This window comes from Streptomyces sp. NPDC023527, assembly GCF_055560115.1.
The window spans coordinates 58,634-74,801 of record NZ_JBVHJJ010000017.1 but is presented as its reverse complement, the minus strand read 5'-3'; the positions used below and the strand labels follow the sequence as shown (position 1 = coordinate 74,801).

Below are 16,168 nucleotides of genomic sequence, written 5' to 3'. Positions count from 1 at the left end.
CCACCGCAGCGATCTTGGGACGTGGAGGCGCCTCAGAGCTTGCGGTACGTGCGCGCGTCGTCCGTCGCCGCGAGCACCGCCTCCACATCGCCCCCCGCCGACGCCGTCACCAGCGCGGTCACCGCGCCCTCCACGAAGGGCGCGTCCGCGATCCGCACGTCCGCCGTCCCCAGCGAGCCGTCGCCCAGCAGCGCCTTGACCGTGAGGACCGCGCTGCCCATGTCGCACAGCACCACCACGCCCCGGCCCCCGTCCACCTCGGCCACCGCCCGGCGGACCAGCTCGGCGCTGGTGCCCACGGACCCGTCGGGCAGCCCGCCGGCGGCCGCGGCCGGCGCCGGGTCGCCCGTGCCGACCAGGGCCCGGGCGAGCGCGGCCGTCGAGACGGCCACCTCGCGGCTGTGCGAGACCAGCACCATGCCGACCCGGCCGACGGGCTCCGTCACGGGCGCCGCCTGCTCCGCCGGCGCCTCCGCCGCCACGGGCGCCGCGCACAGCTCCGGGTCGGTGGCCGCGTACAGCGCGGTGATCAGCAGCGCGGACGACGTGGCGCCCGGGTCCTGGTGGCCGATGCTGCGTTCCCCCAGATAGCTGGCGCGCCCGCGCCGCGCCCGCATCGGGATCGTCGCCTCCGCGCCCTCGCGGGCGGCGCGCGCCGCCGCGTCCAGCGCGGCCGTCACGTCCCCCTGCGCGAGGGCGGCGGCGTACGCGTCGGCGGCCGGCTGCAACGCGTCGACCATCGTCTTGTCGCCGGGCGCCGAGTCGCCCAGCCGCCGTACGCTCGCCACGGCCGCCGCCAGTGCCCGCCCCAGCGTCTCCGGCTCGACCAACGCGTCATCGCCGAGGATCTTGCCCATCCGGCGCAGCACCGTCCCGTACAGCGGCCCGGACGCGCCGCCGACGGTGTTGGTCAGGTGCGCGCCGACCGCCGTCAGCAGCGCGCCCGGCGTCGCCGGAGGTTCGGCGGCGCCGGTCACGGTCTCGGTGGCGGAGGTGAAGCCCCGCTTGAGGTTGGCGCCGTGGTCGGCGTCGCCGATGGCGGCGTCGAGGTCGGTCAGCCGCGCCGCCTCCGCGACGATCACGCGCGTGGCGCGGTCCAGGAAGCGGTGGAAGAAGGCCAGGTCGAGCGGGACGGTCATGTGCGGTGGCTCCTCGTCGCTGGAACAGCCCGCACCAGCTGGTACGGGCCCGGCCCGGCTCAGCGTAGTGCGGCGCCCTCGACCAGGTGATCGCCACTCGTGCACCTGTACCCGACCGGCCGGGTCACGACGGCCGGCGGGTACAGCGCGGTACGGAACGGTCCCAGGGACGCCGGGTGAACCGACGTGCCCGGCGCCCCGGCGCACGAGGCTGTGAGCCGGAGCCGCCCCGCCCGCCCCGGTCAGCGCCGGCGGCGGCCCGCGTAGAGCATGCTCGCGCCCGTCAGCGCGAACAGGCCGGCGGAGATGCCCGATCCGGTGGTGTCGGGCGCGCGGTCGGAGCGGGCCACGAGGTACGGGTCGAGCAGCCCGACCCGGTCCTTCAGCAGCACGACGGGCTGCCCCGGCTCGAACTGGCCGAAGCAGTTCTGCTGCTGCGACAGCCGGTGCACGGCACCGGAGGTGTCGATCACCATGCAGGTGTCCAGCTCGGTGCCCCTGGAGTTCTGCCGCTTGCCCTCCTGGGCCACCACGGCGTCGACGGGCTCGCCGAGCTTCTTCGCGTACAGGTCGTAGAGCGTGGGACCGGCGAAGAACAGCAGGGCGAAGGCCGCGACACAGGCCAGGGTCGCGGCGCCGGGACGCCGCCACGAGCTGCCCGCGACGATCGCCGCCGCGCCGATGGTGACGAACGCGAGCGGAACCGCGAGCCAGATGCCGTACGGATACTGGGCGCACCAGCCGGCCAGGACGGCCAGGACCGGGACGATCAGGGCCCATTTGACGGTGTTGAGCCACCGGGACCGCCCGTCGGGGCCCGTCGGCGCGTCCGCGCGCTCGGCGCCCACGGTCGGCCGAGCAGTGTCGGACGTGCTCACGGTCCCCTCCGGGATGCCAGGTACATGATCGCCCCAACATACCCGGCGCCCTCTGGTGCGCCGGGACGGGCGGGCCCCGCGGGATGACCGGCATCGCGCGGAGCCCGCCCGACCGGGTCGGCGTCAGTTGATGGACTTGATCAGCTCACCGTTCGCCGTGTCACCGCTCAGCTCCCAGAAGAAGGTCCCGCCGAGGCCCTGACGGTTCTTGTAGGCCATCTTCCCGGCGATCGTGGAGGGGGTGTCGTAGCTCCACCAGTCACTGCCGCACTTGGCGTACGCCGTGCCCGCCACCGTGCCGTTCGCGGGGCACTTGGCCTTGAGGACCTTGTAGTCGTCGATGCCGTCCTCGTACGTGCCATTCGCCGGGCCCGTGGCCGTGCCGCCCGGGGCGGACTGGGTGACACCGGTCCAGCCGCGCCCGTAGAAGCCGATGCCCAGCAGCAGCTTCGACGGCGGGACGCCCAGCGACCTGAGCCTCCCGATCGTCGCCTCCGTGTTGAAGCCCGCCTTGGGAATGCCGTTGTAGGAGGTCAGGGGCGAGTGCGGGGCCGTGGGGCCCTTCGCGTCCCAGGCGCCGAAGTAGTCGTACGTCATGGGGTTGTACCAGTCGACGTAGCGCGCCGCGCCCGCGTAGTCCACGGCGTCGATCTTGCCGCCCGCCGAGGCGTCCGCCGTGATGGCGGCCGTGACGAGGTTGCGGGTGCCGAACTTGGCGCGCAGCGCGGCCATCATCTTCCCGAAGGCGTCGCGGCCGCTGGTGTCGCAGGTCAGGCCGCAGGCGTTCGGGTACTCCCAGTCGATGTCGATGCCGTCGAAGACATCGGCCCAGCGCGGGTCCTTGACCAGGCCGTAACAGGACTCGGCGAACGCCGCCGGATTCCTGGCGGCCTCGCCGAAGCCGCCGGACCAGGTCCAGCCACCGAAGGACCAGACCACCTTCAGGTTCGGGTGCAGCTTCTTCAGCTTGCGCAGCTGGTTGAAGTTGCCGCGCAGGGCGCCGTTGTCCCAGGTGTCGGCCTTGCCGTCGACGCTGCCGGCCGCGTCGTACGCCTTGTCGTAGTCGGCGTAGGAGTCGCCGATCGCGCACTTGCCGCCGGTGACGTTGCCGAAGGCGTAGTTGATGTGCGTGAGCTTGGCGGCCGAGCCGGAGGTCTCGATGTTCTTGACGTGGTAATTGCGGCCGTAGACACCCCAGTTGGTGAAGTAGCCGACGACGCGGTGCCCGGCGGCCGTCTCGTCGGACCCGTCGGACCCGACGGCGGCGGGGCCGGCCGCGGCGGTGCCGGTGAAGAGCGTGGTGGCGAGCATCGCGCTGCCGGCGGCGAAGGCCGCGAGGAGGGTGCGGGGGCGGCGTCGGGGGGCGTCGGCGTGCGGTCGGGGCATGGCGGTCTCCTCGGTGGGGTGGGGAGAGTTGGGGGGTGACCTGTCCGTGTTTGGCATGGACGCGCTGAACGGTGGGGAAACCGTAGAAGGACTAGACCAGTACGGTCAATGGTTCGGACCAATCCCGTTCAGCGGCCGGCCACCGGCCCGGCAGCGGCTCTTCAAGCGTTGGTGGGCACTTGTCAACCCGTGACGTCGCGCCGCTGATCGGGCATACTCCAACCCGCCACAGCCGCAGGTCATCCGGTGCCGCGACCCGGCAGGGGACCATTGGCTGGGCACCACCGGCGGCGGCGCCACACCCTTGCGCGCCCGTCGCCGCAGCGCCCGACAGGGAGGAGAGCGCCGCCATGACCGACCACGGCCCGCAGCCGGTGGAGCGTCAGCTGCCCACCGAGGAGGCCCGCGATCTGATCGCGCTCGTACGTGATCTGGTGCAGCGGGAGATCGAACCCCGCGCCGCCGAGGAGGAGGACGCCGGGCACTTCCCGCGCGAGACCTTCCGGCTGCTCTCCGCGTCCGGGCTGCTCGCCCTTCCGTACTCCGAGGAGTTCGGCGGCGGCGACCAGCCGTACGAGGTCTACCTCCAGGTCCTGGAGGAGCTCGCCGCCGCCCGCCTCACCGTCGGCCTCGGCGTCAGTGTGCACACCCTCGCCTGCCACGCCCTGGCCGGTTACGGCACCAAGGAGCAGCAGGCCGCCCACCTGCCCGCGATGCTCGGCGGCGGAACGCTCGGCGCCTACTGCCTCTCCGAGCCGGCCGCCGGCTCCGACGCCGCCTCCCTGCGCACCCGCGCCACCCGCGACGGCGACACCTGGACCATCGAGGGCACCAAGGCGTGGATCACCCACGGCGGCATCGCGGACTTCTACACCGTCCTCGCGCGCACCGGCGGCGAGGGCGCCCACGGCATCACCGCCTTCCTCGTCCCCGGCGACGCCCCCGGCCTCACGGCCGCCCCGCCGGAGCGCAAGATGGGCATGAAGGGCTCGCCCACGGCCCAGCTGCACTTCGACGGCGTACGGATCCCCGACGCGCGCCGCATCGGTGAGGAGGGGCAGGGCTTCGCCATCGCCCTGTCCGCGCTGGACTCCGGGCGCCTGGGCATCGCCGCCTGCGCCATCGGGATCGCCCAGGCCGCGCTCGACGAGGGACTCGCCTTCGTGGCGGGGCGGCGGCAGTTCGGCCGCCCGCTCGCCGACTTCCAGGGCCTGCGCTTCATGCTCGCCGACATGGCCACGCAGATCGAGGCGGGCCGCGCCCTCTACCTCGCCGCGGCCCGGCTGCGCGACGCGGGCCTGCCGTTCTCCAAGCAGGCGGCCATGGCCAAGCTCTTCTGCACCGACGCCGCGATGAAGGTGACCACCGACGCCGTGCAGCTCCTCGGCGGCTACGGCTACACCGCCGACTTCCCCGCCGAGCGCTATATGCGCGAGGCCAAGGTGCTCCAGATCGTCGAGGGCACCAACCAGATCCAGCGCATGGTCGTCGCCCGCCACCTCGCGGGCCCCGAGTCCCGCTGACCGCCGCCCGGTGAACCGGCCCGCTCGGGGGGCCGGTTCACCCGACGCGACTCGTTCGGGTGACGCGTCAGCGGAGGTCCACGCCCGGGGAGATCCGCGCGGGACGATGCCCGCATGGACCGCCGGACGGAGAACGCCCCTTTTACGGGTTCTACGGGTTCTACGGGTTCTACGGGTTCTACGGGTTCTACGGGCCCTCAGGCCCGGCGACGCATCCCCGGGACGCCCAGCGGGCGGGAGCCGGGGCCGCCGACGTGGGAGAAGGGCTGGGTCCGCCAGTCCAGGCTCTCCGGCAGCGTGAGCAGCAGGGCGGTGTCGCAGTCCCGGGCGTCCAGCGACTCGTCGGCCGGGGCGGCGCCCTCCACGCCGCGGCCCGAACCGGCGCACACCGTGAGCCCGAAGGGGTTCCAGGGCGACGGGCACAGCGCGTGCTCCGGAAGGACGTCCTCATCGGGCAGCAGCGCGATCGGACGCGCGCAGTCCGGGCACGTCACCCGGAACATCGCGGTGATGTCGTAGGGCTCGTACGGGCTGCCGTCGCCTTCATTGAGGCGTTCCAGGCTGGGCATATCTTTCTCCCCCTCGGATGGGCCGGTCAGGCACCTCGGCCTCGACCACAGCAAGCACTTCCCGTGTCCCGAGTCGGGTAATCGCCTTACCCCGGTGGACACGGGTGCATGGGCGTGTTGTTCATCACATGGCTTGCGCGGGCGTTCGGGCCGTCGGCTGTGCCGGGCCGACCGTGACGCAGTAGGTTGATCCGCGTGGAGGAGCTGGACAGAGAAATCGTGGAACTGCTCGTCAAGGACGGGCGGATGAGCTACACCGACCTGGGGAAGGCCACTGGCCTGTCCACCTCGGCGGTGCATCAGCGCGTGCGCCGGCTCGAACAGCGGGGCGTCATCCGTGGCTACGCCGCGGTCGTCGACCCCGAGGCCGTCGGGCTGCCGCTCACCGCGTTCATCTCGGTGAAGCCCTTCGACCCCAGCGCCCCCGACGACATCGCCGACCGGCTCACCGAGATCCCCGAGATCGAGGCGTGTCACAGCGTGGCCGGCGAGGAGAACTACATCCTGAAGGTCCGGGTGGCGACGCCCCTGGAGCTCGAGCACCTGCTCGCCCGTATCCGCTCGTTGGCGGGGGTCTCCACGCGGACGACGATCGTGCTGTCGACACCGTATGAGGCGCGGCCGCCACGGGTGTGAACGTTTTGTCCTCAAACGCCGGCCGGGCTGTATTTCGTGGAGCCCCGGTTACGGGAAGGGGCGGGGTGGGGGACAGACTGGTCCCATGAGTGAGCGCCCCCAAAAGACCGTGCTGTTGCGCAACGGCGATGTGCACAGCCCCGCCGACCCCTTCGCCACCGCCATGGTCGTCGAGCGAGGAAGCGTCGCCTGGGTCGGCTCGGAAGGCGCGGCCGACTCCTTCGCCGACGGCGTCGACGAGGTCGTCGACCTCGACGGCGCCCTCGTCACCCCCGCGTTCACCGATGCACACGTGCACACCACCGCGACCGGTCTCGCGCTCACCGGCCTCGACCTCACCGGGGCCCGTACGCTCACCGAGGCCCTGGAGCGCGTACGGGCGCACGCGGACGCCCGGCGCGCCGACCGGGTCCTCCTCGGGCACGGCTGGGACGCCAGCGCCTGGCCGGAGCGGCGGCCCCCGTCCCGCCGGGAGCTGGACGAGGCCACCGGCGGCCGGCCGCTCTACCTCACCCGCGCCGACGTCCACTCCGCGGTCGTCACCACGGCCCTCCTGGACCTTGTCCCGGGCGTCCGTGACCTGCCCGGCTTCGCCCCGGACGCGCCGCTGACCGGCGACGCCCACCACGCCGTGCGCACCGCCGCCCACGACAGCGTCACCCCCGCCCAGCGGGCCGAGGCGCAGGCCGTGGCGCTCGACCGCGCCGCCTCCCTCGGCATCGGCTCCGTCCACGAGTGCGCCGGGCCGCGGATCTCCGGCGCCGACGACCTCACCGGGCTGCTGGCCCTCGCGGCCGGCCGCCCCGGTCCGCGCGTGGTCGGCTACTGGGCGGAGGTCGTCGCGAACGCGAACGACGCCGAGCGCGTCCGTGAGCTCGGCGCGATCGGCGCGGCGGGTGACCTCTTCGTCGACGGCTCCCTCGGCTCGCACACCGCCTGCCTCCACGAGCCCTACGCCGACCTGGCCGAGTCGCCGGGCGGCTCGCACGCCGGTCGCGTCGGCACCGCCCATCTCGACGCCGCCGCCATCGCCGCCCATGTCACCGCGTGCACCGAGGCGGGCCTCCAGGCCGGTTTCCACGCCATCGGCGACGCGGCGCTCACGGCCGTCGTCGAGGGCCTGCGCGCCGCCGCGGACAAGCTGGGGCTCGCCCGCGTCCGCGCCGCCCGGCACCGCGTCGAGCACGCCGAGATGCTCACCCCCGAGCACATCGCCGCCTTCGCCGAACTCGCCCTCACCGCCTCGGTCCAGCCGGCCTTCGACGCCGCCTGGGGCGGCGACGACGCGCTGTACGCGCAGCGCCTGGGCGCCGAGCGGGCCCGCACCCTCAACCCGTACGCGGCCATGCTGCGCGCGGGCATCCCGCTCGCCCTCGGCTCCGACAGCCCGGTCACCCCGCTCGACCCGTGGGGGACCGTCCGCGCGGCGGCCTTCCACCGCACGCCCGAGCACCGGATCTCGGTCCGGGCCGCCTTCACCGCGCACACCCGCGGCGGCTGGCGGGCCATCGGCCGTGACGACGCGGGCGTCCTGGTGCCGGGCGCGCCCGCCGACTACGCGATCTGGGCGGCGGGCGACCTCGTCGTGCAGGTACCGGACGACCGGGTCGCGAGCTGGTCCACGGACCCGCGCTCCGGTACGCCCGGCCTGCCCGACCTCACGCCGGGCGCCCCGCTCCCGGTGTGCCTGCGCACCGTCGTCGGCGGACATACGGTGCACAGCGCGCAAGAGCGTCCGAACGAGTGACGTGACGTGCGTCGCGTACCGCCGAACGACGTGCCGTCGGCCTGTCGCCTTAGGTGATCACTCGCGGTACTGACCTGCTGATTTATGGCATATGCCCAGGTCGCGCCGGTGTTGACAGGGTGTGGTCGACGGCGGGTAGGTTCTGCGGAGTCCACCACAGGACGTCCGGCCGGTGAATCTCCACACAGTCGTCGAACGCCGCTGGGCCGTGGGGCGGTGCGCCGGAGAGGGCGCATCGCTCACTGGCAGCCAGGTTCAGCGCACGGGGGCGAGGGAGGTTCGGCCAGGCCGGCCAGGTGCGACCCGGGTGGGGCCCGGATGTTCAGTAGACAACGGCTCTCGGTCGACCCGCAGCCAGCGGGTCCCAGGTCGGCCCGAAGGACGCCGGGCCCCCATTCGTCGATACCGCGCGCGGCGCGATTCCCACCCAGGATCCGGGGGCCGCCCCCGGCGTTGTACGGTCGGCTCATCACCGCTCAGCTTCAGGAAGGCGCGACCGTGCCCCCGGGTCCCGAAACCACCGCCGACGCCACGGGCGACGAAGCCGCAGAACGGTCCGGTGAAGCCGACGCCGGGACGAGCGAGGCCGCCGACGCGCCGCGGCCCCCCGTCGATGCCGCGCCCCCGGCCCCACGCACCACCCGGCGCACCCGCCTCGCGCGGCTCGTGCGACGCGAGGCGGCCCGCAGCGGGCTCGCCGTGCTCGGCGGTCTGGCGCTCGCCCTGTCCTTCCCGCCGTACGACCTGTGGCCGCTGTCGGTCGTGGCCGTCGCCGCGCTCGGGCTGCTGACGCGCGGCCGTACCGCCCGGCAAGGGACCTGGACGGGCTTCGCCTTCGGGCTGCCGTTCTTCTTCGTGCTGCTGCGCTGGCTGCGGGTCGTCGGCTACGACGCCGTGGTCGGCCTGTCCGTCGTCGAGGCGCTGTTCCTCGCCCTGCTGGGCGCGGGGCTCGCCCTGCTCTCGCGGCTGCCCGCGTGGCCGCTGTGGGGCGCCTGCCTGTGGGTCACCGAGGAGCTGGCCCGCGACCGGCTGCCGTTCGGCGGCTTTCCGTGGGGGCGGCTGGCGTTCGCCAACACCGGCTCGCCGTTCACCCCGCTCGCCGCCCTCGGCGGCGCCCCCCTGGTCACCTTCGCCGTCGCCCTCGCCGGCGGCCTCCTCGCGTACGGCGCGGCCACCGCCCGGCGGCTGCGCGGCCCGCGGACCCCCGGGACGGTGCGCGCCGCGCTCCCCGGCGTCGAGGCCGTCGCGCTGGCCGTGGCCGTCACCCTCGCCGGATACGCCGTGCCCGTCCCCACGAAGGCCGACGACACCGTCGACGTCGCCCTGGTCCAGGGCAACGTCGAGAAGCCCGGTATGGACTTCCTGGGCCGCCCGATGATGGTCCTCGACAACCACGTCCGGGCCACCCTCCAGCTGGCCCGCGACATCAAGGCCGGCAAGGCGCGGAAGCCCGACCTGGTCATCTGGCCGGAGAACTCCTCCGACCTCGACCCCTTCCAGTACCCGCAGGCGTACGACCGCATCGACGAGGCCGTCAAGGCGGTCGGCGTCCCCGTGCTCGTCGGCGCGCTCGTCGACCACCCGGGCAAGAGCGGCTACGTCGACAACAGCGGCATCGTCTGGGACCCCAGGACGGGCCCCGGCGCCTCGTACACCAAGCAGCACCCCGTGCCGTTCGGCGAGTACGTGCCCTTCCGGGACCAGCTCAGCCAGGTCATCACCCGCCTCCAGCGCGTCCAGCGCGACTTCTACCCCGGCGACCACACCGGAGTGCTGAACATCGGCCCGGCCCGGCTCGGCGACGTCATCTGCTTCGAGGTCGCCTACGACGAGATCGTCCGCGACACGGTCGGGGCCGGCGCCCGCGCCCTCGTCGTGCAGACCAACAACGCCACCTACGGCCGCACCGGCCAGCCCGAGCAACAGCTGGCGATGTCCCGGCTGCGGGCCGTCGAGCACGGCCGGGCCGTGGTCACCGTGGCCACCAGCGGCATCAGCGCGGTGGTCGCGCCCGACGGCGAGGTGCTCGACCGGAGCGAGGAATTCACCCAGGACGTCATCGAGGCGCGCATCCCCCTGCGGGACGGCACCACCGTCGCCGACCGCGCCGGTGCGGCTCCCGAATGGGCGCTCGCTATGGTGGGCCTTCTGTCCTGTGCGGCCGCACTCCTGATCGGCCGTCGGGCGCGTACGGACGAGCGGAAAATGAGGGGCCAGCAGTGAACGACGGTGGTCAGCGGCGATACGGACCGCTCGGCACGACCTTGGTGATCATTCCGACCTACAACGAGGCGGAGAACATCAAGTCCATCGTCGCCCGGGTGCGGTCGGCGGTACCGGAGGCGCACGTTCTCGTCGCCGACGACAACAGCCCGGACGGCACCGGCAAGCTGGCCGACGAGCTCGCGGGCGAGGACGACCACGTCAAGGTGCTGCACCGCAAGGGCAAGGAAGGGCTCGGCGCCGCCTACCTCGCGGGCTTCCGCTGGGGCCTGGACAACGGCTACGGCGTCCTGGTGGAGATGGACGCCGACGGCTCGCACCAGCCCGAGGAGCTGCCCCGGCTGCTCACCGCCCTCAAGGGCTCCGACCTGGTCCTGGGCTCCCGCTGGGTGCCCGGGGGCCGGGTCGTGAACTGGCCGAAATCCCGCGAGATCCTCTCCCGCGGCGGCTCCACCTACTCCCGGCTGCTCCTCGACGTCCCGATCCGCGACGTCACCGGCGGCTTCCGCGCCTTCCGCCGGGAGACGCTGGAGGGCCTCGGCATGGAGGACGTCGCCTCGCAGGGCTACTGCTTCCAGGTCGACCTGGCCTGGCGCGCGGTCAAGGCGGGCTTCCACGTCGTGGAGGTGCCCATCACCTTCGTCGAGCGCGAGCTGGGCGACAGCAAGATGAGCCGCGACATCGTCGCCGAGGCCCTGTGGCGGGTCACGTCCTGGGGCGTCGGCTCGCGGGTCGGCAAGGCCCTCGGCCGGGGCTGACCCCGGGCTCCGGCGTCCGGCCGCGGCCCAGGCACACTTGAGGCATGACGTTCGGAGCACCTCAGCAGACCGTGGACGGCCGACCTCCCCGGCGCAGCCGCGCCCGCAGGCTCATCCCCCTGGGGGTGGCCGTCTGGGCCGTGCTGGAGATCTGGCTGCTGACGCTCGTCGCCGACGCGGCGGGCGGGCTGACCGTCCTGGCGCTGCTGGTCGGCGGGGTGGTGGTCGGCTCGTACGTGATCAAGCGGGCCGGGCGGCGTGCCTGGAAGCGGCTGGCGGGGTCGTTCCAGACCGGCGGGGCGGCGCCCGGGGCGACCGCGCCCGAGGGCGGCGGCAACGGCCTGACGATGCTCGGCGGCCTGCTGATCATCCTGCCGGGGCTGATCTCCGACGCGGCCGGGCTGCTGTGCCTCTTCCCGCCGACCCGCGCCGTGCTGCGCAAGGGGCTGGAGCGGCGGCTGGGCCGCCCGGCGGCGTCCAGCACCCTCGGGGACGCCTTCCAGCAGGCCCGGATGCGGATGCCCGACGGAAAGGTCGTCCAGGGCGAGGTCGTCCGGGACGACGAGCCGCCGACGCCGCGTCACGACGACCCCCAGCTGCCGCGCTGATCCCTCGGAAGCCCATCGCAACCCACGCGAACGCACGAAAAGGGCCCGGGCCACTGCTGAACGCAGTGGCCCGGGCCCTTGACGGTGCTCTCTCTATGCCGCCCTCAGGCGGACTTGCGGTTGTCCCGCGGATGCACGGCGATGTTCATGGCACCGGAGCGCAGGACGGCCAGCCTTTCGGCCAGCACCTCCTCGAGCTCCTCGCGGGTACGCCGCTCCATGAGCATGTCCCAGTGCGTACGCGCGGGCTTGCCCTTCTTCTCCTCAGGACCATCGCCGTCCACCAGGAGTGCAACGGCGCCGCACGCCTTGCACTCCCACTCCGGCGGAATCTCCGCCTCTACCGAGAACGGCATCTCAAATCGATGCCCGTTCGGGCATGCGTACTCCACCGCCTGGCGCGGGGCCAGATCGATGCCGCGGTCGGTCTCGTAGCTGGTAACCACAAGTCGCGTGCCGCGGAGAGCTCGCTCACTCATGAATCGTGCCTCCCGGGCTTGGTCGCCCACAGGACAGGTGTCGCTGTCGTCGTCATCCGGTCAACGTCCGGTCGGCGGTGAAGATTCCCGTTGTAGGGACATGCGTCGCCCGTCGTGCCGCCCCTTGTTGTACCCACCAGCGCCCGTTTTGTCACATCTGGCAACGGATGTCACCCTGTGTTTCTGTCGGTTTAGCGCGCAGTAACGGTCCATCCGGTGGGTCGAAGGCGTACACTACCGGCCCGCCTGTCCCCGACCTAAACCAGGTCCGGAACTTCGCGCGCCGCCACCGGCGGGGCCGTCGTCGTGGGGGCCGCTCCGGGGGTCGCCGCGAGGCCGGGAACCCGGTCCTCCGCCGCCGTCGGGAGCGCGAAGAAGCGCAGGAAGAACTGTGCCAGCGGGCCGATGGCCAGCGCGTAGAGCACCGTACCCGCCCCCGCCGAACCACCCAGCAGGAAGCCGGTCACCAGCACGGCCACCTCGATGCAGGTCCGTACGAGCCGCAGCGAGCGGCCCGTGCGCCGGTGCAGGCCGGTCATCAGGCCGTCGCGCGGCCCCGGGCCGAACCGCGCCGAGATGTAGAGCCCGGTCGCCACCGCGCACAGCGCGACCGCGAAGGCCAGCAGCGGTATCCGCAGCCACAGCGAGCCCGGCGCGGGGACCAGGCCCAGCGTCGCGTCCATCGCCAGGCCGATCACCAGCACATTGGAGACCGTGCCCAGCCCCGGCCGCTGCCGCAACGGTATCCACAGCAGCAGCACCGCCGCGCCGATGGCGATCGAGGCGGTGCCGATCGAGATTCCCGTGTGGCGCGCGACGCCCTGGTTGAGGACGTCCCACGGCGCCAGTCCCAGCCCGGCCCGCAATTGCAGTCCCCCGCTCACCCCGTACAGCGCGAGCCCGACGTACAGCTGAAGCAGACGTCGGGCGAGGCGCGACCCCCCTGATGCGGACAACGGATCCTCCTTGGTGCGGGAACAGCGAAATATGGGCGGCAGGCCAATGGTGCGAGTGGCCTGCCGCGTGACAGTCTGTGGACCGGGACGGATAATGATCCATAGCCAATCGCGGGAAGGTGGACCCAAAAGATGAGTCAGTGGACTTCTTCGGTGGGGGCGCAGAAGCTGGCGCAACTGCTCGGCTCGCAGCACGGGCGGAACGGCACGGGCGTCGTGACGCCCCTGGGCGGGCGCCGGGCGCCCGCCTACCGCTCCCTCGCCGACGGCATCCGGCTGCTCGTCCTGGAGGGCCGCGTCCCCGTCGCCGCCCGGCTGCCCGCCGAGCGCGAGCTCGCCACCGCCCTCTCCGTCAGCCGTACGACCGTGGCCGCCGCCTATGAGGCGCTGCGCGGCGAGGGGTTCCTGGAGTCCCGGCGCGGCGCCGGCAGCTGGACGTCCGTGCCCGCCGGGAACCCGCTGCCCACCCGTGGCCTCGACCCGCTGCCGCCGGAGGCCGCCGGTTCCGTCATCGACCTCGGCTGTGCCGCCCTGCCGGCCCCCGAGCCATGGCTGACCCGGGCCTTCCAGGGTGCCCTGGAGGAGCTGCCGCCCTACGCCCACACCCACGGCGACTTCCCCGCCGGCCTGCCCGCCCTGCGCCAGGCCATCGCCGACCGCTACACCGCCCGCGGCGTCCCGACCATGCCCGAACAGATCATGGTCACCACCGGGGCCATGGGCGCCGTCGCCGCCATCTGCCGCCTGATGGCCGGGCACGGCGAGCGGGTGGCCGTCGAGTCGCCCTCGTACGCCAATGTCCTTCAGCTCATGCGCGAGGCCGGGGCCCGGCTGGTGCCCGTGGCGATGGCCGACCGGCTCGCCGGCTGGGACCTCCCCGCCTGGCGCCAGGTGCTGCGGGACGCCGCGCCCCGCATGGCGTACGTCATCGCCGACTTCCACAACCCGACCGGATCCCTCGCCTCCGAGGAACAGCGCCGGGAGCTCGTCGAGGCGGTCCGGGCGGCGGGCACGGTGCTCATGGCCGACGAGACCATGTCCGACCTGTGCCTGGACCCGGACGTCGAAATGCCGCGCCCCGTCTGCGCCTTCGACCCGGCCGGCAGCACCGTCGTCACCGTCGGGTCGGCCGGCAAGTCGTTCTGGGCGGGCCTGCGCATCGGCTGGGTGCGGGCCGCGCCCGACATCATCCGCAGCCTCGTCGCCGCCCGCGCGTACGCCGACCTCGGCACGCCCGTGGTCGAACAGCTCGCCGTCACCTGGCTGCTGACCACCGAGGGCTGGGACGCGGCCGTGGACATTCGGCGCACCACCACGCGCGAGAACCGCGACGCGCTGGTCGACGCGGTCCGACGCCACCTGCCCGACTGGGAATTCACTGTTCCGCACGGCGGTCTGACCCTGTGGGTACGCACCGGCGGGCTCTCCGGGTCACGGATCGCGGAGGCGGGGGAGCGGCTGGGGGTGCGGGTGCCGTCCGGGCCGAGGTTCGGGGTGGACGGGGCCTTCGAGGGGTTCGTCCGGCTGCCGTTCACCGTCAACGGCGCCGTCGCCGAGCAGGCCGCGAGCCGGCTGGCCGAGGCCGCCCGCCTGGTGGCCAGCGGCGCGACCGCCGCCGTGGAGACGCCCCGGACCTACGTGGCCTGAACCCGCAGCGCGCCCCCGTCGCCGGCGAGACCCGAGGCGGCGTGGGCTCCGGCGGCCGCACCGTCCCGCGCGGCGGCCGGCGGGCTCTCCTCCGCCCCGTACGGCACCGGAACCGACGGCTCCGGCAGGAGTTCGAGCACCGCCCGCCGCTCGGACTCGGCCGTGTCCTCGTTGTGCGGGTCCGGCGTGGCCGGCACCTGCACACGGTGCACGGGCCCCGATCCCAGCCGCGCGTACCCCCGCCCGGGCGGCATGTCCGGGGGCGGTGTGGTGGGCGGTGGCGCGCCCAGGGCGGTCCGTACCTGCTCGGGCGTGACCCTGCCGAGGACCACCCGGGCGAGGGTGTGGGCGAGGACCGGTGCGGCGAGCAGCCCGGCGTTCTCCAGGTGTTCGGCGACGGCGATCGTGACGTTCGCTACCCGCCCGTGGCGCAGCGGCACCTCCAGCAACGCCTGGGGATCGCGCCGCCCCTCGTCCGCGGCGAGGTGACTCAGCACGGTGGGCCGGTCGATGACGACCCACAGGGGGCGGCGGGTGTCCTCCGGGGCCGGCCGCCCCAACTGGCGGGCGTGGGCGGCCGCCAGGATCCGCCGTTCCGTCTCGTGGGTGACCCACTCCAGCGTGGCGAGGGCGCCGGCGGGCGAGGACTCCACGGCCAGCACCCCTTCCCGCCCGAGCAGGCAGCCGTACTCGCCGGCGCCGCTGCCGTCGATGAGCAGCACGTCGCCGTGCGGGAGCGCCTGGAGCGCGATCGAGCGCAGCAGCGTCGTGGTGCCGCCGGCGGGCCGGCCGAGTGCCAGCAGGTGCGGCTCGGTGGAGCGCCGGCCCGTGCGCCACACGACGGGCGGCTCGTCACGGATCCGGTCGCCCTCGGTCACCGGCAGCGTCCGCTGGACGTCGGCGGCGTCGGTGAAGCCGAGGACTATCTCGCCGGGTGCGGTCACGAACCGCTGGGCGAGGATGTCGGTCGGCAGCGGGGGCAGCACGGTCATGGTGAGACGGTTGGCCTCCTCGTCCCACTCGAAGCGGTACTCCCGTCCCCGGCCGGTCTTCGCCTGGAGCAACTGCTCGATCCGCGCCCGCGATTCGGCCTCGCCGTCGGTGAAGTAGGCGGGATAGCGCAGCTGGAGGGAGGTGAGCCGCCCGGTGTGGTCGAAGGCGTGCTCGGCGAACGCCGGCTCCCAGCCGCCCCCGTGCGCGTACAGCGGATCGGGGTCCTCCGGCACCGAGAGGTACGGCACCAGCGCCTCGTACAGCGTCCGGAGGCGCTCCTCGCGGTCCTCCGGGCGGTCGGCTGCGGCGTCGGGCGCGCGCTCCCGCCCCGCCCAGGCCGCCGCCATCATCAGCGTGACGCTGCCGAGCATCGGTCCGTACGGCACGAGCGCCACGATGACCAGGCACGAGGCCACCAGCAGCAGCGTGGGCCCGCGCCGGTCGGAGGGCATGCGGACCCAGCGGCGCCACCCCGCGCCGGCCAGGGCGCGCAGCCCCCGCGCGATGACGATCAGCGGATGGAGCACATCGGCGGCGTGGTCGGCGGCGGAGCGCGCGAGCTCGCGCCCGCGCACGGGGGAGGTGCGGTCGGACAGGGTGCTGGGGAGTGCTCGCCGGCCCACGTC

The 16,168-nt window shown here is 73.7% G+C and carries 14 protein-coding genes and 1 pseudogene; 7 read left to right on the top strand and 8 right to left on the bottom strand.

The genetic code is table 11. The annotated features are described in order from the left end of the window. Positions 1-32: 32 nt before the first annotated feature. The 4 genes and pseudogenes from ACZ303_RS28820 to ACZ303_RS28805 all read right to left on the bottom strand — a co-directional run bounded on the left by ACZ303_RS28820 (position 33) and on the right by ACZ303_RS28805 (position 3,403). The gene (locus ACZ303_RS28820; RefSeq protein WP_467343476.1) at positions 33-419 is read right to left on the bottom strand and encodes a PTS-dependent dihydroxyacetone kinase phosphotransferase subunit DhaM; all 387 of its coding nucleotides are present in this window, start codon (positions 417-419) and stop codon (positions 33-35) included. Positions 420-509: 90 nt separating this feature from the next. Next, positions 510-1,139 (bottom strand): annotated as a pseudogene (gene dhaL, locus ACZ303_RS28815) (dihydroxyacetone kinase subunit DhaL); the annotation flags it as partial. Positions 1,140-1,381: 242 nt separating this feature from the next. Further along, a complete protein-coding gene (locus tag ACZ303_RS28810) occupies positions 1,382-2,017 on the bottom strand; it encodes a hypothetical protein (protein ID WP_467343400.1) in 636 nt (211 codons plus the stop codon). A gap of 123 nt (positions 2,018-2,140) precedes the next feature. After that, on the bottom strand, positions 2,141-3,403 hold the full coding sequence (locus ACZ303_RS28805) for a glycoside hydrolase family 18 protein (protein WP_467343399.1): 1,263 nt from the start codon (positions 3,401-3,403) through the stop codon (positions 2,141-2,143). Positions 3,404-3,753: 350 nt separating this feature from the next. Here ACZ303_RS28805 and ACZ303_RS28800 point away from each other — a divergent pair, with 350 nt between their 5' ends. Next, the gene (locus tag ACZ303_RS28800; protein WP_467343398.1) at positions 3,754-4,926 is read left to right on the top strand and encodes an acyl-CoA dehydrogenase family protein; all 1,173 of its coding nucleotides are present in this window, start codon (positions 3,754-3,756) and stop codon (positions 4,924-4,926) included. A gap of 197 nt (positions 4,927-5,123) precedes the next feature. On the opposite strand, the gene ACZ303_RS28795 is transcribed toward ACZ303_RS28800, so the two are convergent. Further along, positions 5,124-5,495 (bottom strand): hypothetical protein, encoded by a 372-nt coding sequence (locus ACZ303_RS28795; RefSeq protein ID WP_467343397.1) that lies wholly within the window; start codon positions 5,493-5,495, stop codon positions 5,124-5,126. Positions 5,496-5,690: 195 nt separating this feature from the next. Between ACZ303_RS28795 and ACZ303_RS28790 the strand changes: the two genes are divergently transcribed. The 5 genes from ACZ303_RS28790 to fxsA all read left to right on the top strand — a co-directional run bounded on the left by ACZ303_RS28790 (position 5,691) and on the right by fxsA (position 11,467). After that, the gene (locus tag ACZ303_RS28790) at positions 5,691-6,131 is read left to right on the top strand and encodes an Lrp/AsnC family transcriptional regulator (protein ID WP_467343396.1); all 441 of its coding nucleotides are present in this window, start codon (positions 5,691-5,693) and stop codon (positions 6,129-6,131) included. Positions 6,132-6,216: 85 nt separating this feature from the next. Beyond that, positions 6,217-7,878, top strand: coding sequence for an amidohydrolase (locus tag ACZ303_RS28785; protein WP_467343395.1), 1,662 nt, complete (start codon positions 6,217-6,219; stop codon positions 7,876-7,878). A 498-nt stretch (positions 7,879-8,376) separates the two neighbouring features. After that, a complete protein-coding gene (gene lnt / locus ACZ303_RS28780; protein ID WP_467343394.1) occupies positions 8,377-10,101 on the top strand; it encodes an apolipoprotein N-acyltransferase in 1,725 nt (574 codons plus the stop codon). Then, positions 10,098-10,859, top strand: coding sequence for a polyprenol monophosphomannose synthase (locus tag ACZ303_RS28775; protein ID WP_467343393.1), 762 nt, complete (start codon positions 10,098-10,100; stop codon positions 10,857-10,859). Before lnt ends, ACZ303_RS28775 begins: the two co-directional genes overlap by 4 nt. 44 nt (positions 10,860-10,903) lie before the next feature. Further along, positions 10,904-11,467, top strand: a complete 564-nt coding sequence (gene fxsA, locus ACZ303_RS28770) for an FxsA family membrane protein (protein WP_467343392.1) — start codon at positions 10,904-10,906, stop codon at positions 11,465-11,467. Between the two features lie 104 nt (positions 11,468-11,571). Here fxsA and ACZ303_RS28765 read toward each other — a convergent pair whose 3' ends face one another. Both ACZ303_RS28765 and yczE read right to left on the bottom strand, forming a co-directional pair. Further along, positions 11,572-11,946: an RNA polymerase-binding protein RbpA gene (locus ACZ303_RS28765; RefSeq protein ID WP_087929069.1), complete on the bottom strand. Its 375-nt coding sequence runs from the start codon at positions 11,944-11,946 to the stop codon at positions 11,572-11,574. Between the two features lie 257 nt (positions 11,947-12,203). After that, positions 12,204-12,902 (bottom strand): membrane protein YczE, encoded by a 699-nt coding sequence (gene yczE, locus ACZ303_RS28760; RefSeq protein WP_467343391.1) that lies wholly within the window; start codon positions 12,900-12,902, stop codon positions 12,204-12,206. Between the two features lie 132 nt (positions 12,903-13,034). Here yczE and ACZ303_RS28755 point away from each other — a divergent pair, with 132 nt between their 5' ends. Continuing rightward, positions 13,035-14,549, top strand: coding sequence for an SCO1417 family PLP biosynthesis transcription factor (locus tag ACZ303_RS28755; RefSeq protein WP_467343390.1), 1,515 nt, complete (start codon positions 13,035-13,037; stop codon positions 14,547-14,549). On the opposite strand, the gene ACZ303_RS28750 is transcribed toward ACZ303_RS28755, so the two are convergent. Continuing rightward, positions 14,537-16,165: a hypothetical protein gene (locus ACZ303_RS28750; RefSeq protein ID WP_467343389.1), complete on the bottom strand. Its 1,629-nt coding sequence runs from the start codon at positions 16,163-16,165 to the stop codon at positions 14,537-14,539. The two genes, ACZ303_RS28755 and ACZ303_RS28750, sit on opposite strands and share 13 nt — an antisense overlap. Between the last annotated feature and the right edge of the window lie 3 nt (positions 16,166-16,168).

Coding starts and splice junctions, on each gene's coding strand:
- ACZ303_RS28820 (WP_467343476.1), bottom strand. CDS start 419: ATGGTGCTGGTCTCGCACAGCCGCGAGGTGGCCGTCTCGACGGCCGCG.
- ACZ303_RS28805 (WP_467343399.1), bottom strand. CDS start 3,403: ATGCCCCGACCGCACGCCGACGCCCCCCGACGCCGCCCCCGCACCCTC.
- ACZ303_RS28800 (WP_467343398.1), top strand. CDS start 3,754: ATGACCGACCACGGCCCGCAGCCGGTGGAGCGTCAGCTGCCCACCGAG.
- ACZ303_RS28795 (WP_467343397.1), bottom strand. CDS start 5,495: ATGCCCAGCCTGGAACGCCTCAATGAAGGCGACGGCAGCCCGTACGAG.
- ACZ303_RS28785 (WP_467343395.1), top strand. CDS start 6,217: ATGAGTGAGCGCCCCCAAAAGACCGTGCTGTTGCGCAACGGCGATGTG.
- fxsA (WP_467343392.1), top strand. CDS start 10,904: ATGACGTTCGGAGCACCTCAGCAGACCGTGGACGGCCGACCTCCCCGG.
- ACZ303_RS28765 (WP_087929069.1), bottom strand. CDS start 11,946: ATGAGTGAGCGAGCTCTCCGCGGCACGCGACTTGTGGTTACCAGCTAC.
- ACZ303_RS28755 (WP_467343390.1), top strand. CDS start 13,035: ATGAGTCAGTGGACTTCTTCGGTGGGGGCGCAGAAGCTGGCGCAACTG.